Below are 15,391 nucleotides of genomic sequence, written 5' to 3' on the forward strand. Positions count from 1 at the left end.
AAAACCCTGCTTCAACGGCTGGCGCGCGCCGCGGCGTTCGCTAAGCCTCGACCCGAGTGGCAAATTCGCTTGGCTGAAGTTCATCGCTAATCAGGAAAAACTTTTGCGCAAAATTTGGGCAGCACGCCAAAATAAAAAAGGCCTGCATCGCTGCAAGCCTTTGATATTCCTGGTGGGCCGTGCTGGATTCGAACCAGCGACCACTGCATTAAAAGTGCAATGCTCTACCGACTGAGCTAACGGCCCAAAGAAGCGGAAATTATAATGACTGATTTCTTGTTCTTCAAGTCCATTACAAATGCTCTTTGCAATCCGCGACGGATCGAAGATCGGAATGAGCATTCATAATCTCTGGGCTTCCGTGTGCCTTCGATGGAAGGGATAATCACGGCTTCTCCCGCTTGCACCGCCGGCCCCACTCTGTCTCACTGTCTTTCCAGATATCCATGGCGCGCCTGAAATCCCCGCGCGCGTAACATTGCGTTATCCTAACCTGCCTGACAATTACTAAATCTACCAAACTATCGGCTATCGACCGGTCTTTTCCGGTCGTCGCATGAATCAATGTGGTGATCTGCGATTACCGCCATTACCGAAACTGCGCCGAGCTATGAGATTCACAAAAAGTCTTTTCAATACGCTGCTTTTATCCTTTTTTCTTTTCGCCCTGAGCGGATGTGTTTATTTCCGGCTGCTGGAAGCAAAAAATCAACTGGCCGACTTCGAACGGAATTTCCGGGTTCAGGTGACCGATGACTATTTTCACCTTGATTTCTTGCACCCGGTGCTATTGAGCGAGGATTTCCGCTATCTAACCAAACTCCATCCCAGCCGAATCGAAAAATTGCCACTGGGGTACCGGTGGTACCTGGATTTCCACCAAATGGATAGCCCTGCTCAGCCGGGAAAAACCATCGTTTTCCGCATGACGTTCAACGGGAAAGACAAACTCTCCGGCTGGGATTTCTCGCCGGTTTTTCTGGAAATGGCCCCCGCGACGTTTCTTGAGGCATCGATCAGGTCTCTCGGCAAAGGCAAGGTTGACGAGGGTCGTCGACAGTTGAAGGTCGATGCGGAAGACCTGCCGAGGGTTTCGGCAGCCCCTCCAAACCGGCGAAAAATTTTGGAAGTGTTGGGCCACCCGGCGGAAGAATCGCTGAAGGACGGTATGACGCTCTATGTTTACCGATTCAAGGCCGACGCCGTTCCGCTGGGTGAAGAAGGCGAAAATAGGCGGATTGCCGTAGCCAGACTTTATTTCAATCCGGTTACGGACGAATTGGTAAGAATGTCCAGCCGCTTTGTAGGCTTGAAGATCGCCATCGATTACCGAAAGCTCATCCAACTGAGCGGTCCCGGTTGAGATTTGTCGGTAAGAATCACCAGGGAACCTTCAACCTGTCTCACGGTCATTACAGTAAATACCAAGTGTTTTACTTGGTTTTTTAAGTTAAGACCGGAGGTTGTTATGGCCGTATTAGAAGCTACGACGTTAGTACTGGCACTTGGAACGATGTTCGGTATTTTGATTTCTCGCTTCAAGTAATTCAGTAGACCGTCAAAACGCGGCCGGTGTAGGTGTTTACGCTCTTGACGAATAAATGCATCGGCCGCGTCATTGATGAATTCCCGAGCCGCCTGTTTTCGCCCATTGGACCAAGACGGCGGCGTTTTTTTTCGGCTCTATTCGGTCCGGCGATCTACCTGCTGTGAGCCCCGGACCACGAATCATTAGCTCTTTTTTAACCGCACGATGCCCATCAGCCTCAAACCCAAGCGTTCGTAGAAGGGTTCGCTGATGCCTTTACGAATCTTGCGGATGAAATACTTCTCGAATGCGATCTTGGCCAAGTGTACCCAGCGCCCCTTGCTGGCCCAGGTGACGTTGCGCGGCGGAATCTGGGGACGGGCGATGAAGGCCACGCCGGTATCGCCGAGATCGGCCAGGCACAGGGCATTCCAGGTCGCCTTATGCGAGGGCTCCTTGCCGTCCAGCTGCTCGCGGATATTGTGCGCGGTAGCGGTCACCATGGATTCGATCATATAGCCGGTCTTGGGCGATCCCGTGGGTACGGGCGTGGCTTCCACCGGCGGAATGGCCACGCAGACGCCGACCGAGTAGATGTTCTTGAAAGTCGGGTTGCGCTGATACTCGTCGATTAGCACGAACCCCCTCGGATTCACCAGCCCTTCGATTCCGGCCACGGCATCGACGCCCTTGAAGGCGGGAATCATCATGGCGTGCTTGAACGGCAGCTCGTGCTTCTGCTTTTCCTGTCCCTTCTCGTCCACCTCAATCACATGCATCACGCCCTTCTCGATGCGGTCCACCTTGGCATTGGTGATGGCCTTGATGTGATGCTGGCGCAGTTCACCTTCCAAAAGACCCTTGGTGTCGCCCACGCCGCCCAAGCCGAGATGGCCGATATAGGGTTCGGAGGTAACGAAAGTGATCGGCACCCTGTCGCGAATCTCGCGCTTGCGGAGATCCGAATCGGCGATGAAGGCGTACTCGTAGGCCGGCCCGAAACAGGATGCACCCTGAACTGAACCGACGATGATCGGGCCCGGGTCCTTCACGAACTCGTCCCAGAATTCGCCGGCTTCGGCAGCGTGATCGACGTGGCAGACGGACTGCGTATGCCCGTGCGGACCGAATCCCGGCACTTCCTCGAACGCCAGCTTGGGCCCCGTGGCGATGACCAGGTAGTCGTAGTCGACATTGCTGCCGTCGGCCAGCTCGACCTGGTTTCGGTCGGGATGAACCCGAGTCACTTTCTGGTTGATGAAGTTAATCCCTTTTTTCTTGAGCATCGGCGCCAGTTCGACCTTGATGTCGTCCGGCTTTCGCCATTTGACGGCCACCCAAGGGTTCGACGGGACGAAGTGAAAAGTCGGGCTGTCCGAAATGACACAGACCTCGTCTTCTTTCCGGGCCAGGTGTTTCATTTCGAGAGCCATCGGAACGCCGCCTATGCCGGCGCCTAATATAACGATGCGGGCCATGATCAGCCTCCTCCGTTCTAGTTGTTAATCAGACTTTTGGTCGAACTACTTTGACGAACTACGCGACGCGCCGATCTCGCCGGCGTCCATATTGCATTCTGCCTCCAGCCACATCGCGTTGATGATGCCGAATGCGCAAGCGAAACCGACACCCAATATCCAAGCGAAATACCACATGTTTCTGCCTCAATATAAAGAATGCTGATCCTTCAGCACTTTCTCCGGGGTAACGCTACCCCACAACACCCTATACACCCAGCGGGTATAAGCCAGAACGATGGGCAGGAAGATCACCGTGATCCAAAAGGCCAAAGCCAGGGTGAAATGGCTGGAACTCGCGTCCCAGATAGTCAGGCTGTGATTCGGATCGGTCGACGAAATCACGAGATACGGAAACAGCCCGAAGCCAAGCGATAGCAGCACCCCGGTGATGCCCAGCGAACTGAACAAAAAAGCTCCGACGGACGTGTGTTCCAGGGCCGAACGCCAAGCCAGGAGCAACCCCCCGAAACCGAGCGCGGGCGCGACTAGCATCCAGGGATGGGACATGAACTGACGCAGCCAGCCGGACGTCATGGCCACCGTCTTGTTGAGCGGGTTGGACGGGGCATCCGTACCCGGCATGGCTGTGATCTCCGGAAGATTCATCCCGAAGACAACCCATAGAGCCGCCAGGGTCACAGCGCCGATTACCACGGGCCCCAGGACCCGCACCACCGCCAGTGCTCGACGGTAGAGCACGCCTTCGGTGCGCCACTTGAGGTAAATCGCACCGTGAAAAAGGCTGATGAGCAGGCCGAGCACGCCGCAGAACAGCGCGAAGGGATTGAGCAGGGCGAAGAAGCTGCCGTCGTAATACGGCCGGAGATCGGCATCGAAATGGAACGGCACGCCCTGAACCAGATTTCCCACCAGAACGCCCAAGAGGATCGGCGGCACCGCTCCTCCGATAAACAGCCCCCAATCCCAGGCATTGCGCCAGGCGGGATTCTCCAGCTTGCTTCGATAATCGAACCCCGCCGGTCGGAAGAACAAGGCGAACAACACCAGCAGCATGGCCACGTACAGCCCCGAGAACAGAGTCGCATAGACCAACGGCCACACGGCGAACAAGGCACCTCCTAAAAGGACCAGCCACACCTGATTGCCTTCCCAGGTTCCACCGACGGTATTGATGACGGCCCGGCGTTCGAGGTCGTTGCGCCCGACAAACGGCAGGAGCGCGCAGATGCCGAAATCGAATCCGGAAGTCAGGACGAAGGCGATGATGACCACCCCGGTGAACAGCCACCAAATAATTCTTAGAGTCTCGTAATCGAACATGGTTTTTCTCCCGGTATTACGGCACTGAAGCCGCCGGATTCGTCTCGAAGTAATACTTCCCGGTATGCAGACTGCTCGGCCCCAGACGCACGTACTTGATCATGAGGAACATCTCGATGATCAGCAGAGCGGTATAGAAGAACACGAATCCGCCGATGCTGAACCAGAGCTGGTCGGAACTGATGTTGGACGCGGACAGATGGGTCGGCAGCACGCCCGAGATGGTCCAGGGCTGACGGCCGTATTCCGCCACGAACCAGCCGGCCTCCGAAGCGATCCACGGCAGCGGGATGCACCAGGTGGCGAGCCTGAGCAGCCATTTCTTTTGGTCGGCTACGCGCGTCGCGCAGAAATAGAAGGCCATGGCGAACACAAACAGCATGGTGAACCCGGCCGCGACCATCAGGCGGAAAGTCCAGAACAAGGGAGCCACCCGCGGAATCGTGTCGTTGGCCGCCTGTTGAATCATCTCCTCGGAAGCGCTGGCCGGATCGGCGGTGTACTTCTTCAGCAACAGGCCATACCCGAGGTCGGTGATGTGCTGGTCGAACAAAGTCTTGGTCGGCTCGCTCTTGTCCCCTGCCCGAATTTTCTGCAACTGACCGTAGGCGATCATGCCGCTTCGGATGCGCTTGGCGCTCTCGGCCCGGAGGTCCTTTAAGCCCTTGACATCCTCGTCGACGGAGCGCGTGGCGATGAGTCCCAGTACGTAGGGCACCTTGATGGCGAAATGGGTCTTTTCCGCTTCCTGGTCCGGGAATCCGATTATGGTGAAACTGGCCGGCGGCTCGTGGGTGTCCCATTCCGCTTCGATGGCCGCGAGCTTGATCTTCTGTACCTCGCCCGAGGTATAACCGCTTTCGTCGCCGAGAACGATCACCGACAGCACCGAAGCCAAACCGAACGCCGCCGCGATGGAGAACGAACGGCGGGCGAAGCCGAGATCGCGCCGCCGGATCAGGTACCAGGCGCTGATGCCCAGCACGAACATGGAACCGGTGACATACCCAGCGGCAACGGTATGCACGAACTTGACCTGCGCCACCGGATTGAAGAACACGTCCGCGAACGACGCCATCTCCATGCGCAGGGTCTCGTAGTTGAACGCGGACCCGACCGGGTACTGCATCCAGCCGTTGGCGATGAGAATCCACAAGGCCGAGAAGCTGGTTCCGAAGGCGACCAGCCAGGTGACCGCCAAGTGCTGAACCTTGGTCAGTCTGTCCCAGCCGAAGAAAAATAGGCCCACCAAAGTGGATTCCAGGAAGAACGCCATCCAGCCTTCGCTGGCGAGGATAGGGCCGAAGATATCGCCGACGTAGTGGGAATAATAGGCCCAGTTGGTTCCGAACTGGAATTCCAGGGTGATGCCGGTGGTCACGCCCATCGCGAAGTTGATGGCGAACAGCTTGCCCCAGAATTTCGTCATGTCTTTATAGACTACCTTCCCGGTCATCACGTACACCGACTCCATGATGGCCAGAATGAAGGCCAGCCCCAGGGTCAGGGGCACGAACAGAAAGTGATACATGGCCGTGAGGCCGAATTGCAGCCTCGACAGGTTGACGATTTCTTCACCGGATATCATTTGATGCTTTCCTGGCGGACAAGAGGCGTGCGGTCTGATGAAAACAGATCCGCGACGGCGGGTTTCGGGACGTTTGGATCATGCCGGAAGAACGCGAACCACAAGACACTCAGCAGGACAATCTTGAGGACCAGAGCCAAGGCAATTTCCCACCGGAAATGGTCGCGTCCCTTTGAGAAATCTGAAGTGACGTTATTCATATCGAGTTTCCGGATGTTATTAGTTCGTGGGCTACGGCGCTGCGTTACCCATTGGTATCCGGTCTCACGAAAGAAAAAGCCGTCCCTGGCCAGGGGGGAAACGCCGTTCTTTAGGGTTGGTCCCGCATGTTCGCTGATGACGGCGGAGGCAGCTCGCCATCGTTTCCGGAGGGATTAGCCCTATATCACACTTTGCTAATGTAATAACAAGCTCCGTGCCAAGCCATATAACCCTTCCCTAGCAGGCCAAGAATCGGCTGCACCGCGATTTCGACGTTTCACCTGAAACGGCATTGAAACGGCGCGGTATATCCTGAAACAAAATGAAACTTAAAATACATCCGAGCGCTGGCAGCCCTCGTCAAGGCAAGACCTTGCCCTTCCGCTGCAAAGTTCAATTCGGTACAGGCGACGGGGGGCCGGCAAAAAACTTCGGTCGACAGAAAACGGAGCTCGAAACTCGTCCGATGGAGAACCTTGGTTGAAACCTGAGTCCCGATCCCCGCGTCTCAGGCGTAGTCCTTCGCGTCACAGCCACTGCACGCAACCCCAGGCAATCAACCCGAAGCCGATCAGTTTTCGTGTGCTTTCCCCTGCGCTGGGAACGTAGCGCTCCGCCAAGATCGCAAGGGTAATCAATCCCATCCACAGGACGTTCATGATGCCCACGGCGAACATCACCAGCATCTCCGCCCAACAGCAGCCCACGCAATAAAGACCGTGATGCAAGCCCAGTCGCAATCCGCCGCGCCAGCCGGGCCGTCCATGACTGAGAAGAAATCCCATGGGTGCGCGGCAGTGGCTCAGACAAGCCGTTTTCCATGGCGTGAATTGATAAAGGCCGCTCATAATCAGAATGGACCCAGACACCATGGAGCTGCGGCTATCCATCATCGGGGTTAGCCATCTCAAGCCGTGGAACTGCCACTGAAGCAAAGTGGCGATGATCCCGAACCCTACCCACAGCACGAAATAACCCAGTAGAAATGTCGGCAGATTAATCCGCGTTTCCGCCCGTCGCCCTCGGTCGATACGCACGATCAGCATCGTCATGGGCGCAACCACCGGCAGCATCATGGCCAGCATCATGATCAGCCACATCGACGCGGTCAGCCCGAAATCGGTCAAAGACCAACGCCAGGTACCGGTCGGCGGCATCCACATCCGGTCCATGGGCAAGCTGTTCATCGCCACTTGCTGCTGATAGAGCGCCCACCACGCGGCGATCGTGGCGGCGCCCAGTCCCGCGGCAATCAGCAAGCCCTGGATCGTACTCTTAGAAATTCTCGCCGAAACGGCCATGGCCTAGGAGTGATATACGAAAGGGGAGAAATAGCCGTTGCGCCCGGAAAACTCCCAATCGAAGCCATAATCCCGATAACGGTAAGACTCCGACTTTGCCACCACGGAAGGGTGAGACGGCACCACGCACAGAGGCGGATTGGCAATCGTGGCCTCGCCGCCGGCTATGCCGTCGATGGCGCGGATACTCACTTCCGCGAGATCGGACATCAGAAGACGCCGCTCCTTGCCGAGAGCCTCGTAGGTCATGGGCACGTGCTTCACACCGAGTACCTGGCCGACGAACCCCGCCAGTACGGCTGGATGTCCGCCGGACTGGCCGGAAAAGATTCGGACCAGAGCGTCCGACTGGGCACTATCCGCCCGTTCATCGAGATAAAGCGCCGCCTGCCAGTTGCCCTCCTTCATGTGTCCCGGCGCATAACACGCCAAAACCACATTGAGCCCGTCCAGCGTAACGCCTTCCGAACGACCTTTATCGATATGCCAGGCGACGAGCAGCTTGCAATCTCCTTCGCTAGGGGGATTGAACCACACGCACGGGCAGGCCGTTTCGCAGTTGCACGCTTCGAAATAGTTGCCTTCCAGATGCCAGGAATTGGATGTACTCATAAGTCGACTCCGTTAGATATGCTCGATGAATCGGCGTTTTTGGATAAATTCCGGTCTAAAACCGGGTTATCGATCCTTGGCTGTCTTGGACCTTTGAGGGCGAAACAGCGACGGATCGATGTCGAGCTCGCTCAGTTTCAGATATACCGCGCGCGGCGTCAGCTCCATCCATTCCGCCACCTGGTTGACGTCGCCCTGAAAACGCTTCAGCGCTTGCTCGAGGTATTCGCGTTCCGCTCGGTCCAAGACGTGTTTACGGATTGCCTTCCAGCCGCTTTCCAAAGGAGCGGCGCGATTCGGCCCGAGTTCGGCGTCTTTAATGAAGTTACCTTGAGTGAACAGCACCGCCCGTTCCAGGACGTTTTCCAGCTCTCGAACGTTGCCGGGCCACGAGTATGCCCGTAGCCTGTCCATGAGTTCGGCCGTCACGCCATGGATTTGCTTCCGGTAGCGAACGGCCAGACGCTTCAAGATCAGGTCGACCAGATGAGGGATGTCTTCCGGTCGTTCGGAGAGCGGCGGGATTTCCAATTTCACGACGTTGATACGGTAGTACAGATCCTTGCGGAAACTCCCGTCGGCTACTGCCTTTTCCAAATCGCAGTTTGTGGCGGCAATGATCCGCGTGTCGACACTCAAAGTGCGGTGCCCCCCTACCCGCTCCAACTCGCCCTCCTGCAATACCCGGAGCAGCTTGGTCTGCACCGCCGGCGTCAGTGAATCCACCTCGTCCAAGAACAAGGTTCCGCCATCGGCCCGCTCGAAATAACCCCGGTGAACCTCGATGGCACCCGTAAATGCCCCCTTCTCGTGGCCGAACAGCACGCTCTCCACCAAACCTTCGGGAATCGCCCCGCAGTTCACGGCGATGAAGGGTTTTTCGCTGCGCTCGCTCATGGCATGGATAGCACGCGCGACCAACTCCTTGCCTACCCCCGTCTCGCCGCGGATCAACACCGTGGCCGGGGTAGGCGCCACGATTTCGATCGCTCGCAATACCTGCTGCATGGCGGGCGACTGTGCCACGATGACCGGCCGTTCGACGCCCGGGAGCGTGGGACAGCGGCCGCTCATTTGGCACCATATCCGATGCATACGCTCTTCAATGCGGGCTTGTAAGTCGCCGGCAAGCGTCTGATCCGGCTTAGACTCCGGTTGGTTTCGATATTCGACCCCCGACAACCCAGCGGCGGTCTCGGGATTCAGATAGACCCCCACTTGACAGCCGTCATGGCCGAGCGCGATACGCCGCTCCAGCACGACCTTGGCGTAGCCGAAGTTGCGCGCCGCGATGGCGCCGAACACGCTGGACGTCATTCGGCACAATTCCGGTGAGTTCTTCACCCCCTCGCCGAACGGGCAGCAACTGCTGGCCACACGAATGCACTCGGCATCGCTGGAAACCAATGAAAAATGGCCGCCGATCTTATTCTTGAGTCCAATGATCAAGTCCGCGTAGCGCTCTCGATCGAGAGCCTCATCGAGGCCGTATTCGGCGCGGAACGTCTCCTCGAAAAACCGGCCCGCGCTACGGGCGATTCGCTCGATGATCTGCTCCGCCTGCGCCGTGCCCGCCTCCTCGCACAGATCCATCAGTTCGATGACGAAGGTCTGGAGAAATCCAATCGGCGTCAATTGCGAAAAGCTTGCCTGGTTCATAAAGGGCGCTCGTGCTACATCATGGACTTAATAGCCTAAACCTGATTTTCGAATTAAGAAATCATTTTTCATCAACTGAAATAACATTTCATAAACATATCGAATAGCTATTTACTACAATACTGATTTTATTGGCTTTTTTCGTTAAATAATCCTGGCATACAAGCTGCTGCAAAAGCACGTCCCACTTTAGGACACTGGCGCAATCTGATTACAACATTACAAAAAGAACATTCCACGAGGATAACTTTTATGTCTCAAGAAAGACCGCCGCTCGATCCGCATCCCTTAAGTCCGTATGTTTCCTGGGCGGGACACCGCAACCGCGATCCGATCCTGGAGGTTTTCAAGCAGAAATTCCCGTCGACACCGGGCAAAGTCCTGGAGTTCGCCAGCGGGAGCGGCATGCACATCAACTATTTCGCGCCATATTTCCCGCATCTGACGTTCCATCCGACCGACCTGAACGAGCACGCCCTGGAAAACATCATGCGGGTTACCTGGGAAAACCGAGTGCAGAACGTCGCACGGCCGAGCCAGCTCGATCTGACGCGCGATGAGACCTGGCCGAACCCGGACGAGCGGCGCTTCGACGTCATTTTTGTCATCAATATCTTCCAGGTGGCTCCGATTTCCGTCGCGGACGGCATGATGAAGTGCGCCTCGCAATTGCTGAACGAGGACGGCTTTCTGTTTGTCTACGGTCCCTTCAAGGACCACGGCCGATACACCACCGCATCGAATCATGAGTTCGATCAGATGATCCACTCAGCCGGGGTTTCCGAGTGGGGCCTGAAGGACATCGCCGATTTGGAAAAAGCGGCGAGCGCTTATGCCCTGGGGTTGAGCGAGAAGATAGATATGCCGGCCAATAATTTCGGCTTGATCTTTAGCCGAAGTTAGCGAACCGAACGGGTACCATGATATGAACGACCATAAAGCTGTCGTCATCGGGGTTGGGCCTAGCAAGGGTTTGGGGGCCGCCCTCGCCCGCCGCTTCGCGCGCGAGGGGCTCAGGGTTTATGTCGGAGGCCGCACTGCCGAAAAACTGGAGCGCGTCGCCGGGGAAATCCGAATGGCCGGCGGCCGGGCGGTTCCCGTCGTAACCGACGCCACCGTCGAAGGCGACGTCATATCCTTGTTCGAAACGGTTTCGGGCGATCCCGGCGAGCTGGACATTGTCGCCTGCAACGTGGACAGCAATCGCCGGGCACCGCTGCTCGAAACCAGCGGCGACATGTTCAGACAGCTTTGGCTGCAGAACGCCTACGCCGCATTTCTGGTGGGACGGGAAGCCGCGCGGCTGATGGCTGATCAAAGGCACGGGACCTTGTTCTTCACGGGCGCCAGCGCTTCGCTACGCGCCCGTCCTCCGTTCACCGCCTTCGCCGCGGCAAAAAGCGCTCTACGGGCGCTGGCTCAGGGCATGGCCAGGGAGTTCGGACCGCAGGGCATCCACGTGGTGCATGCCATCATCGACGGCGTCATTGACGGCGAGCGGGCCCGAAACGCATTTCCCGAATTCGTCGCCCAAAAAGGCGCCGACGGACTCCTCGATCTCGACGCGATTGCCGATACCTACTGGCAGTTGCACAATCAGCACCGAAGCGCCTGGACGCACGAATTGGACCTGCGCCCGTTCAAGGAGCCGTTTTGATCTCGTTTCCTTTGCCTCTAAATGGAGAGGGCTCCGTTTGCGGAAACATAAATGTCGGGAAAGGATTCCCGACCTACTGGACAACACAAGTTCGTAGGTCGGCCATCCTTTGCCGACGCCCGTTTCCACGCTTCTTTTCATCGAGCGGCTACCCCGGCCATTCCAAGCGGTCTAACATGCGGACAGTCCGCGATTTTCGGAGACTCGCCGCCATGGATACCTATCTTTTGACATTGGGAGCGCTGCTCGTCGCCGTGCTCAGCGCATTCTTCGTCGGGGCCATCCCCTACCCTTACGGCTGGCTGATCTTGACCGCACTGCTCATAGCCCGGTGGCTGCAACTCAAGCAAAGCGATGATCGAACCCGGCGACGTTAGCGTCCGATTCGGGTAGCCGTCCGTCCGAACGCCTATTTGGTGAACTTGAGAGTCATCCGGTCGCTCTCCCCGATCGCGAGGTAGCGTGCCCGATCTTTTTCGCCCATCCGCAAGGTCGGCGGCAGAGTCCATACGCCTTCCGGATGATCTTTGCCGTCTTTGGGATTGGCGTTGATTTCCGATTTGTCGGCCAGCTTGAAACCGGCTTTTTCGGCCAAAGCAATCACATAATCCTCGGTCACATAGCCGCTTTTCTTCATATCCTCGAGCGAAGTGCCGGGCTTCGCGCGATGTTCGACCACGCCCAGCGTACCGCCGGGTTTCAAAACCCGGTACATGGCTTTGAACATCTCGTCCGCCGTACCGTCCGCCATCCAGTTGTGCACGTTCCGGAAGGTCAACACCAGATCGGCCGTGCCCGGCGGTGCAAAATCGGCCTCCTTCGGATTCTGCATCGAAGTCGGCACAACCCGGTCGTAGACGTCGGGGCGCGCCTTGAGCTTGGCTTCGTACGCTTTCTGTATCTTAACGGCGTAATCGGGCATGCCCGGCCGAACCGGGCCGAAGCCGGCCGCGTAGAGTTTTCCCTCGTCACGCAGGACAGGAGCCAGAATCTCCGTATACCAGCCGCGTCCGGGCGATATTTCGACTACCGTCATATCCGGCCGCAGTCCGAAAAATTGCAGGGTTTCCTTGGGATGCCTGTATTTGTCCCGCTCACGATTTCCGGGGTCCCGGTAATCGCCTTGAAGCGCCCGATCCAGCGATTGGTCGAGCGTAGCGCTCTCCGCCAACTCCGGCGCCGAGACGATTCCGCTGATCAGCGCACCGAACAAAAGGGTCTTGAACATCTGTGCCAAGGAATGCAATTTCATGCTGGTCTCCATGCTTTTCGGGAATAATGTGACGTTCTCTTTTGCTTCCGGCGCAGAAGCAACCGCGCCGTATCCGTATTCACCCGCCCGGTTCTATCAAAATCGCCAGCCGAGGTAAACCAAGCCCCTGAAGGAGACGATCGTTCCGAACTGACTTGCAACCAAAAAGCTCGGACCGCTCGATCGCTTGTTCTACAATCGCTTGGAATATTCAACCAAGGAGAGAGATTCCCATGCATTGGAGAGAATGGCTAGACCGCAACGTTCTCGACCTCGGCCGCCAAATGCGCCTGAGCTATCTTCCGCCCCTCATGGTCTACATGGCGGCCGGAATTTCCGGACTGACCGGCATCGTCGGCACCTTTTTCGTCAAGGAATATCTGGGCCTGTCCGCGGAGTTCCTGGCCGCCCTCAGCTTTTGGATGATGCTGCCCTGGACCTTGAAGATGCCTATGGGGCATCTGGTCGACTTGATCTGGCGCCACAAGTCCGGCCTCATCATTCTCGGTGCCGGGCTGATTTCCGCCAGCCTCTTGATCATGATCGGTCTGCTCGACAAACCGGACGCCATGCGCGAGCTTATGCCGATCGAAACCTGGTACGTTCTTTCCGCCCTGCTGGCGCCGGTCGGTTACGTATTGCAGGACACGGTGGCGGACGCCATGACCGTCGAGGCCGTACCTCGCGTGGACCGAGAAGGCCGTCCGGTCGGCGACGAACAGCTTCGCCTGGCCCACACCACCATGCAGACCCTGGGGCGAGTCGCGATCATCGGCGGCACCGTTCTGGTCGCCGCCGTCAACGTATACCTTTTCAGCGGCGTCGAAAACCTTGGCGAATTGGAGAAAGCGGCGGTTTATCTTCAGATTTACCGCCTGGCGCTGATCATTCCGGCCGTTTCCGTTCTTGGCGTGGCGTTGGCCGCCGCTTTGCGCTGGCGCGACGTACAGCGGCTAGCCGCTCAAGGTTTCGAGATGGACCAGATCGAGCGGTTCCTGGGAAGACCCATGGACGAATTGCCCGAGGCCAACTGGTGGATTCTGGGCGGCGGCCTGGTGTTCGTCCTGTTCTCGGCCAGCATGGGCTTGGCCGCCGTGCCACTCAACGAGGAAATCATCTTCGCGGGTTCTCTCGGCATCGTGTTGTTCCTGATGCGGCAATTGACCCGAGACCTTCCCGAGCGCGCGCGACACGAACTCTACGCCACGGCTATCGTGATTTTCGCATTCCGCGCGATCCCCACGACCGGCGCCGGTTCGACCTGGTGGATGATCGACGAGCTCGGTTTCGATCAACAGTTTCTATCTCAGCTTTCGCTGGTCGCCAGCGCATTGACGCTGTTCGGCATGTTCATCTTCCGCCGCTTCATGGCCGAGCGTCCGATCACCTATATCATTGCCTTCTTGACCATTGCCGGCGCGTCCTTTTCTTGCCCAATATCGCGATGTTCTACGGATTTCACCATTGGACCGCCGCCCGCACCGGCGGCGTCGTCGATGCCCGGTTCATCGCCCTGATCGACACGGCGCTCGAGTCGCCCCTGGGCCAGATCGCGATGATCCCGATGCTCGCGTGGATCGCCAACTCGGCTCCGGAAAGGCTCAAGGCAACCTATTTCGCGGTCATGGCCGCCTTTACCAATCTGGCGCTATCGCTCTCGCAACTCGGCACCAAATATCTGAACCAGATATTCACCGTCACGCGCGAGGTCAGAAATGCCAGCACCGGAGCCGTAGAAATTCCAGCCGATTACAGCGAACTCGGCGCGCTGTTCATCACCGTCGCCATCGTCGGACTGGCGATGCCGATGGCGGCTATCTTCTTCGTCAAGCGCTCGCTGTTGGCGGAACCGAAACCCGAACCGGCCGCCGCGACCGGCTTCGAGCGCTATTGACGGGCTGAGGCACGGCGATCGAATAGGGTCACGGTGGACGTGAAGCTCTGGTCAGTTCCTGCCTTGTCGGGATAAGAAACGATCCAGCTGATTCGCGAACGCCTGGCGGTCGCCCTGGCTCAACGACGAGGGGCCACCCATTTCGACCCCGCTATTGCGCAGCTCCGTCATGAAGTTTCGCAACGTCAGTTGTTCGCGGATATTGTCTTTCGTGTAGAACTGCCCCCTCGGGTTGAGCGCATAACCACCCTTCTCGACGACTTCGGCGGCTAACGGGATATCCGCGGTAACCGCGAGATCGCCGGGCTGAATTGCCTGAACGATTTTGTTGTCGGCCACATCGAACCCGGCGGGCACCTGAATGGCCTGGATATAACGCGACGGCGGCGTTCGAAGGGGCTGGTTAGCGACGAGAGTCAGCGAAATTTGCCGTTTTTCCGCCGCACGATACAGAATCTCTTTGATGACGTTCGGACAGGCGTCGGCATCGACCCAGATTTGCATGACAAGTTTCTTCACTAGTTAAGGCTGCACCAAGTAAATCCATCCGCCACAGCCACCGGTGAATCATCGAATTGAGCTATCCTGCCCATCTTCAACCCATGCCCGTGATTCAGCCGATTGTAATACGAATGGTACCAAAGGACGCTTATACCATCGTTTGGCGCGAGCGGAACGTTCGCAGATTGTCCCGGTGATAGGCACGGAGTGCCATAATTATTGATAGTTAAGAAAGTAAAGCCGCAAGTGCCCCCTCTCCCTCCGGGAGAGGGATGGGGTGAGGGCGATTCGAATAGGGCTTTACTTTCTTTACGCACAGTAAGTCAACCGTCAGTGCCATCATTGCTCTTTCACGGTGACATCGACCGGACCGCGATAAGCCTCCGCCTAATCGCCA

At 57.3% G+C, this 15,391-nt stretch carries 16 protein-coding genes and 1 tRNA gene; 6 read left to right on the forward strand and 11 right to left on the reverse strand.

The window, feature by feature from the left end; all coding sequences use genetic code 11:
• Nucleotides 1-170: 170 nt before the first annotated feature.
• Nucleotides 171-246 (reverse strand) — tRNA-Lys (locus JOD69_RS20140).
• Nucleotides 247-610: 364 nt separating this feature from the next.
• On the opposite strand from JOD69_RS20140, the gene JOD69_RS20145 reads away from it, so the two are divergent.
• A complete protein-coding gene (locus tag JOD69_RS20145) occupies nucleotides 611-1,363 on the forward strand; it encodes a hypothetical protein (RefSeq protein WP_077731843.1) in 753 nt (250 codons plus the stop codon).
• Nucleotides 1,364-1,731: 368 nt separating this feature from the next.
• Here JOD69_RS20145 and JOD69_RS20150 read toward each other — a convergent pair whose 3' ends face one another.
• The 8 genes from JOD69_RS20150 to JOD69_RS20185 all read right to left on the reverse strand — a co-directional run bounded on the left by JOD69_RS20150 (nucleotide 1,732) and on the right by JOD69_RS20185 (nucleotide 9,690).
• A complete protein-coding gene (locus tag JOD69_RS20150; RefSeq protein ID WP_077731844.1) occupies nucleotides 1,732-3,006 on the reverse strand; it encodes an FAD-dependent oxidoreductase in 1,275 nt (424 codons plus the stop codon).
• Nucleotides 3,007-3,051: 45 nt separating this feature from the next.
• Entirely contained in the window at nucleotides 3,052-3,183 is a 132-nt protein-coding gene (gene cydX, locus JOD69_RS20155; RefSeq protein ID WP_077731845.1) for a cytochrome bd-I oxidase subunit CydX, read from the reverse strand.
• Between the two features lie 9 nt (nucleotides 3,184-3,192).
• Nucleotides 3,193-4,329, reverse strand: coding sequence for a cytochrome d ubiquinol oxidase subunit II (gene cydB, locus JOD69_RS20160; RefSeq protein ID WP_077731846.1), 1,137 nt, complete (start codon nucleotides 4,327-4,329; stop codon nucleotides 3,193-3,195).
• A gap of 16 nt (nucleotides 4,330-4,345) precedes the next feature.
• Nucleotides 4,346-5,917, reverse strand: coding sequence for a cytochrome ubiquinol oxidase subunit I (locus JOD69_RS20165; protein ID WP_156881288.1), 1,572 nt, complete (start codon nucleotides 5,915-5,917; stop codon nucleotides 4,346-4,348).
• The gene (gene cydP, locus JOD69_RS20170) at nucleotides 5,914-6,117 is read right to left on the reverse strand and encodes a cytochrome oxidase putative small subunit CydP (protein ID WP_077731847.1); all 204 of its coding nucleotides are present in this window, start codon (nucleotides 6,115-6,117) and stop codon (nucleotides 5,914-5,916) included. Before cydP ends, JOD69_RS20165 begins: the two co-directional genes overlap by 4 nt.
• Before the next feature lie 528 nt (nucleotides 6,118-6,645).
• A complete protein-coding gene (locus JOD69_RS20175; RefSeq protein WP_086133798.1) occupies nucleotides 6,646-7,419 on the reverse strand; it encodes a DUF2182 domain-containing protein in 774 nt (257 codons plus the stop codon).
• A gap of 3 nt (nucleotides 7,420-7,422) precedes the next feature.
• On the reverse strand, nucleotides 7,423-8,031 hold the full coding sequence (locus JOD69_RS20180) for a DUF1326 domain-containing protein (RefSeq protein WP_086133797.1): 609 nt from the start codon (nucleotides 8,029-8,031) through the stop codon (nucleotides 7,423-7,425).
• Between the two features lie 66 nt (nucleotides 8,032-8,097).
• Nucleotides 8,098-9,690 carry a sigma 54-interacting transcriptional regulator gene (locus tag JOD69_RS20185; RefSeq protein WP_210024180.1) on the reverse strand — a complete coding sequence of 531 codons (1,593 nt, stop codon included), beginning with the start codon at nucleotides 9,688-9,690 and terminating at the stop codon, nucleotides 8,098-8,100.
• A gap of 252 nt (nucleotides 9,691-9,942) precedes the next feature.
• On the opposite strand from JOD69_RS20185, the gene JOD69_RS20190 reads away from it, so the two are divergent.
• The 3 genes from JOD69_RS20190 (at nucleotide 9,943) to JOD69_RS20200 (ending at nucleotide 11,724) form a co-directional block, all read left to right on the forward strand.
• The gene (locus JOD69_RS20190) at nucleotides 9,943-10,593 is read left to right on the forward strand and encodes a DUF938 domain-containing protein (RefSeq protein ID WP_210024181.1); all 651 of its coding nucleotides are present in this window, start codon (nucleotides 9,943-9,945) and stop codon (nucleotides 10,591-10,593) included.
• 22 nt (nucleotides 10,594-10,615) lie between these two features.
• The gene (locus tag JOD69_RS20195) at nucleotides 10,616-11,347 is read left to right on the forward strand and encodes an SDR family NAD(P)-dependent oxidoreductase (RefSeq protein WP_086133796.1); all 732 of its coding nucleotides are present in this window, start codon (nucleotides 10,616-10,618) and stop codon (nucleotides 11,345-11,347) included.
• 212 nt (nucleotides 11,348-11,559) lie between these two features.
• Nucleotides 11,560-11,724, forward strand: a complete 165-nt coding sequence (locus JOD69_RS20200; RefSeq protein WP_166642439.1) for a hypothetical protein — start codon at nucleotides 11,560-11,562, stop codon at nucleotides 11,722-11,724.
• Nucleotides 11,725-11,756: 32 nt separating this feature from the next.
• Here JOD69_RS20200 and JOD69_RS20205 read toward each other — a convergent pair whose 3' ends face one another.
• Complete coding sequence (locus JOD69_RS20205) at nucleotides 11,757-12,599, reverse strand: methyltransferase (RefSeq protein WP_240506879.1); 843 nt, start codon at nucleotides 12,597-12,599, stop codon at nucleotides 11,757-11,759.
• Nucleotides 12,600-12,832: 233 nt separating this feature from the next.
• On the opposite strand from JOD69_RS20205, the gene JOD69_RS20210 reads away from it, so the two are divergent.
• On the forward strand, nucleotides 12,833-14,116 hold the full coding sequence (locus JOD69_RS20210) for a hypothetical protein (protein WP_245245704.1): 1,284 nt from the start codon (nucleotides 12,833-12,835) through the stop codon (nucleotides 14,114-14,116).
• Nucleotides 14,044-14,493: a hypothetical protein gene (locus JOD69_RS24885; protein WP_245245705.1), complete on the forward strand. Its 450-nt coding sequence runs from the start codon at nucleotides 14,044-14,046 to the stop codon at nucleotides 14,491-14,493. The genes JOD69_RS20210 and JOD69_RS24885 overlap by 73 nt, the downstream gene beginning before the upstream one ends.
• Nucleotides 14,494-14,544: 51 nt before the next feature.
• Here the strand turns inward: JOD69_RS24885 and JOD69_RS20215 are convergent, their stop codons facing one another.
• Nucleotides 14,545-14,997 (reverse strand): YaiI/YqxD family protein, encoded by a 453-nt coding sequence (locus tag JOD69_RS20215; RefSeq protein WP_077731854.1) that lies wholly within the window; start codon nucleotides 14,995-14,997, stop codon nucleotides 14,545-14,547.
• Nucleotides 14,998-15,391: the final 394 nt, after the last annotated feature.

The sequence above is a fragment of the Methylocaldum sp. RMAD-M genome (assembly GCF_017832375.1).
Classification (GTDB): Bacteria; Pseudomonadota; Gammaproteobacteria; order Methylococcales; family Methylococcaceae; genus Methylocaldum.

Coding starts and splice junctions, on each gene's coding strand:
- JOD69_RS20145 (WP_077731843.1), top strand. CDS start 611: ATGAGATTCACAAAAAGTCTTTTCAATACGCTGCTTTTATCCTTTTTT.
- JOD69_RS20150 (WP_077731844.1), bottom strand. CDS start 3,006: ATGGCCCGCATCGTTATATTAGGCGCCGGCATAGGCGGCGTTCCGATG.
- cydX (WP_077731845.1), bottom strand. CDS start 3,183: ATGTGGTATTTCGCTTGGATATTGGGTGTCGGTTTCGCTTGCGCATTC.
- cydB (WP_077731846.1), bottom strand. CDS start 4,329: ATGTTCGATTACGAGACTCTAAGAATTATTTGGTGGCTGTTCACCGGG.
- JOD69_RS20165 (WP_156881288.1), bottom strand. CDS start 5,917: ATGATATCCGGTGAAGAAATCGTCAACCTGTCGAGGCTGCAATTCGGC.
- cydP (WP_077731847.1), bottom strand. CDS start 6,117: ATGAATAACGTCACTTCAGATTTCTCAAAGGGACGCGACCATTTCCGG.
- JOD69_RS20175 (WP_086133798.1), bottom strand. CDS start 7,419: ATGGCCGTTTCGGCGAGAATTTCTAAGAGTACGATCCAGGGCTTGCTG.
- JOD69_RS20180 (WP_086133797.1), bottom strand. CDS start 8,031: ATGAGTACATCCAATTCCTGGCATCTGGAAGGCAACTATTTCGAAGCG.
- JOD69_RS20185 (WP_210024180.1), bottom strand. CDS start 9,690: ATGAACCAGGCAAGCTTTTCGCAATTGACGCCGATTGGATTTCTCCAG.
- JOD69_RS20190 (WP_210024181.1), top strand. CDS start 9,943: ATGTCTCAAGAAAGACCGCCGCTCGATCCGCATCCCTTAAGTCCGTAT.
- JOD69_RS20195 (WP_086133796.1), top strand. CDS start 10,616: ATGAACGACCATAAAGCTGTCGTCATCGGGGTTGGGCCTAGCAAGGGT.
- JOD69_RS20200 (WP_166642439.1), top strand. CDS start 11,560: ATGGATACCTATCTTTTGACATTGGGAGCGCTGCTCGTCGCCGTGCTC.
- JOD69_RS20205 (WP_240506879.1), bottom strand. CDS start 12,599: ATGAAATTGCATTCCTTGGCACAGATGTTCAAGACCCTTTTGTTCGGT.
- JOD69_RS20210 (WP_245245704.1), top strand. CDS start 12,833: ATGCATTGGAGAGAATGGCTAGACCGCAACGTTCTCGACCTCGGCCGC.
- JOD69_RS24885 (WP_245245705.1), top strand. CDS start 14,044: ATGTTCTACGGATTTCACCATTGGACCGCCGCCCGCACCGGCGGCGTC.
- JOD69_RS20215 (WP_077731854.1), bottom strand. CDS start 14,997: ATGCAAATCTGGGTCGATGCCGACGCCTGTCCGAACGTCATCAAAGAG.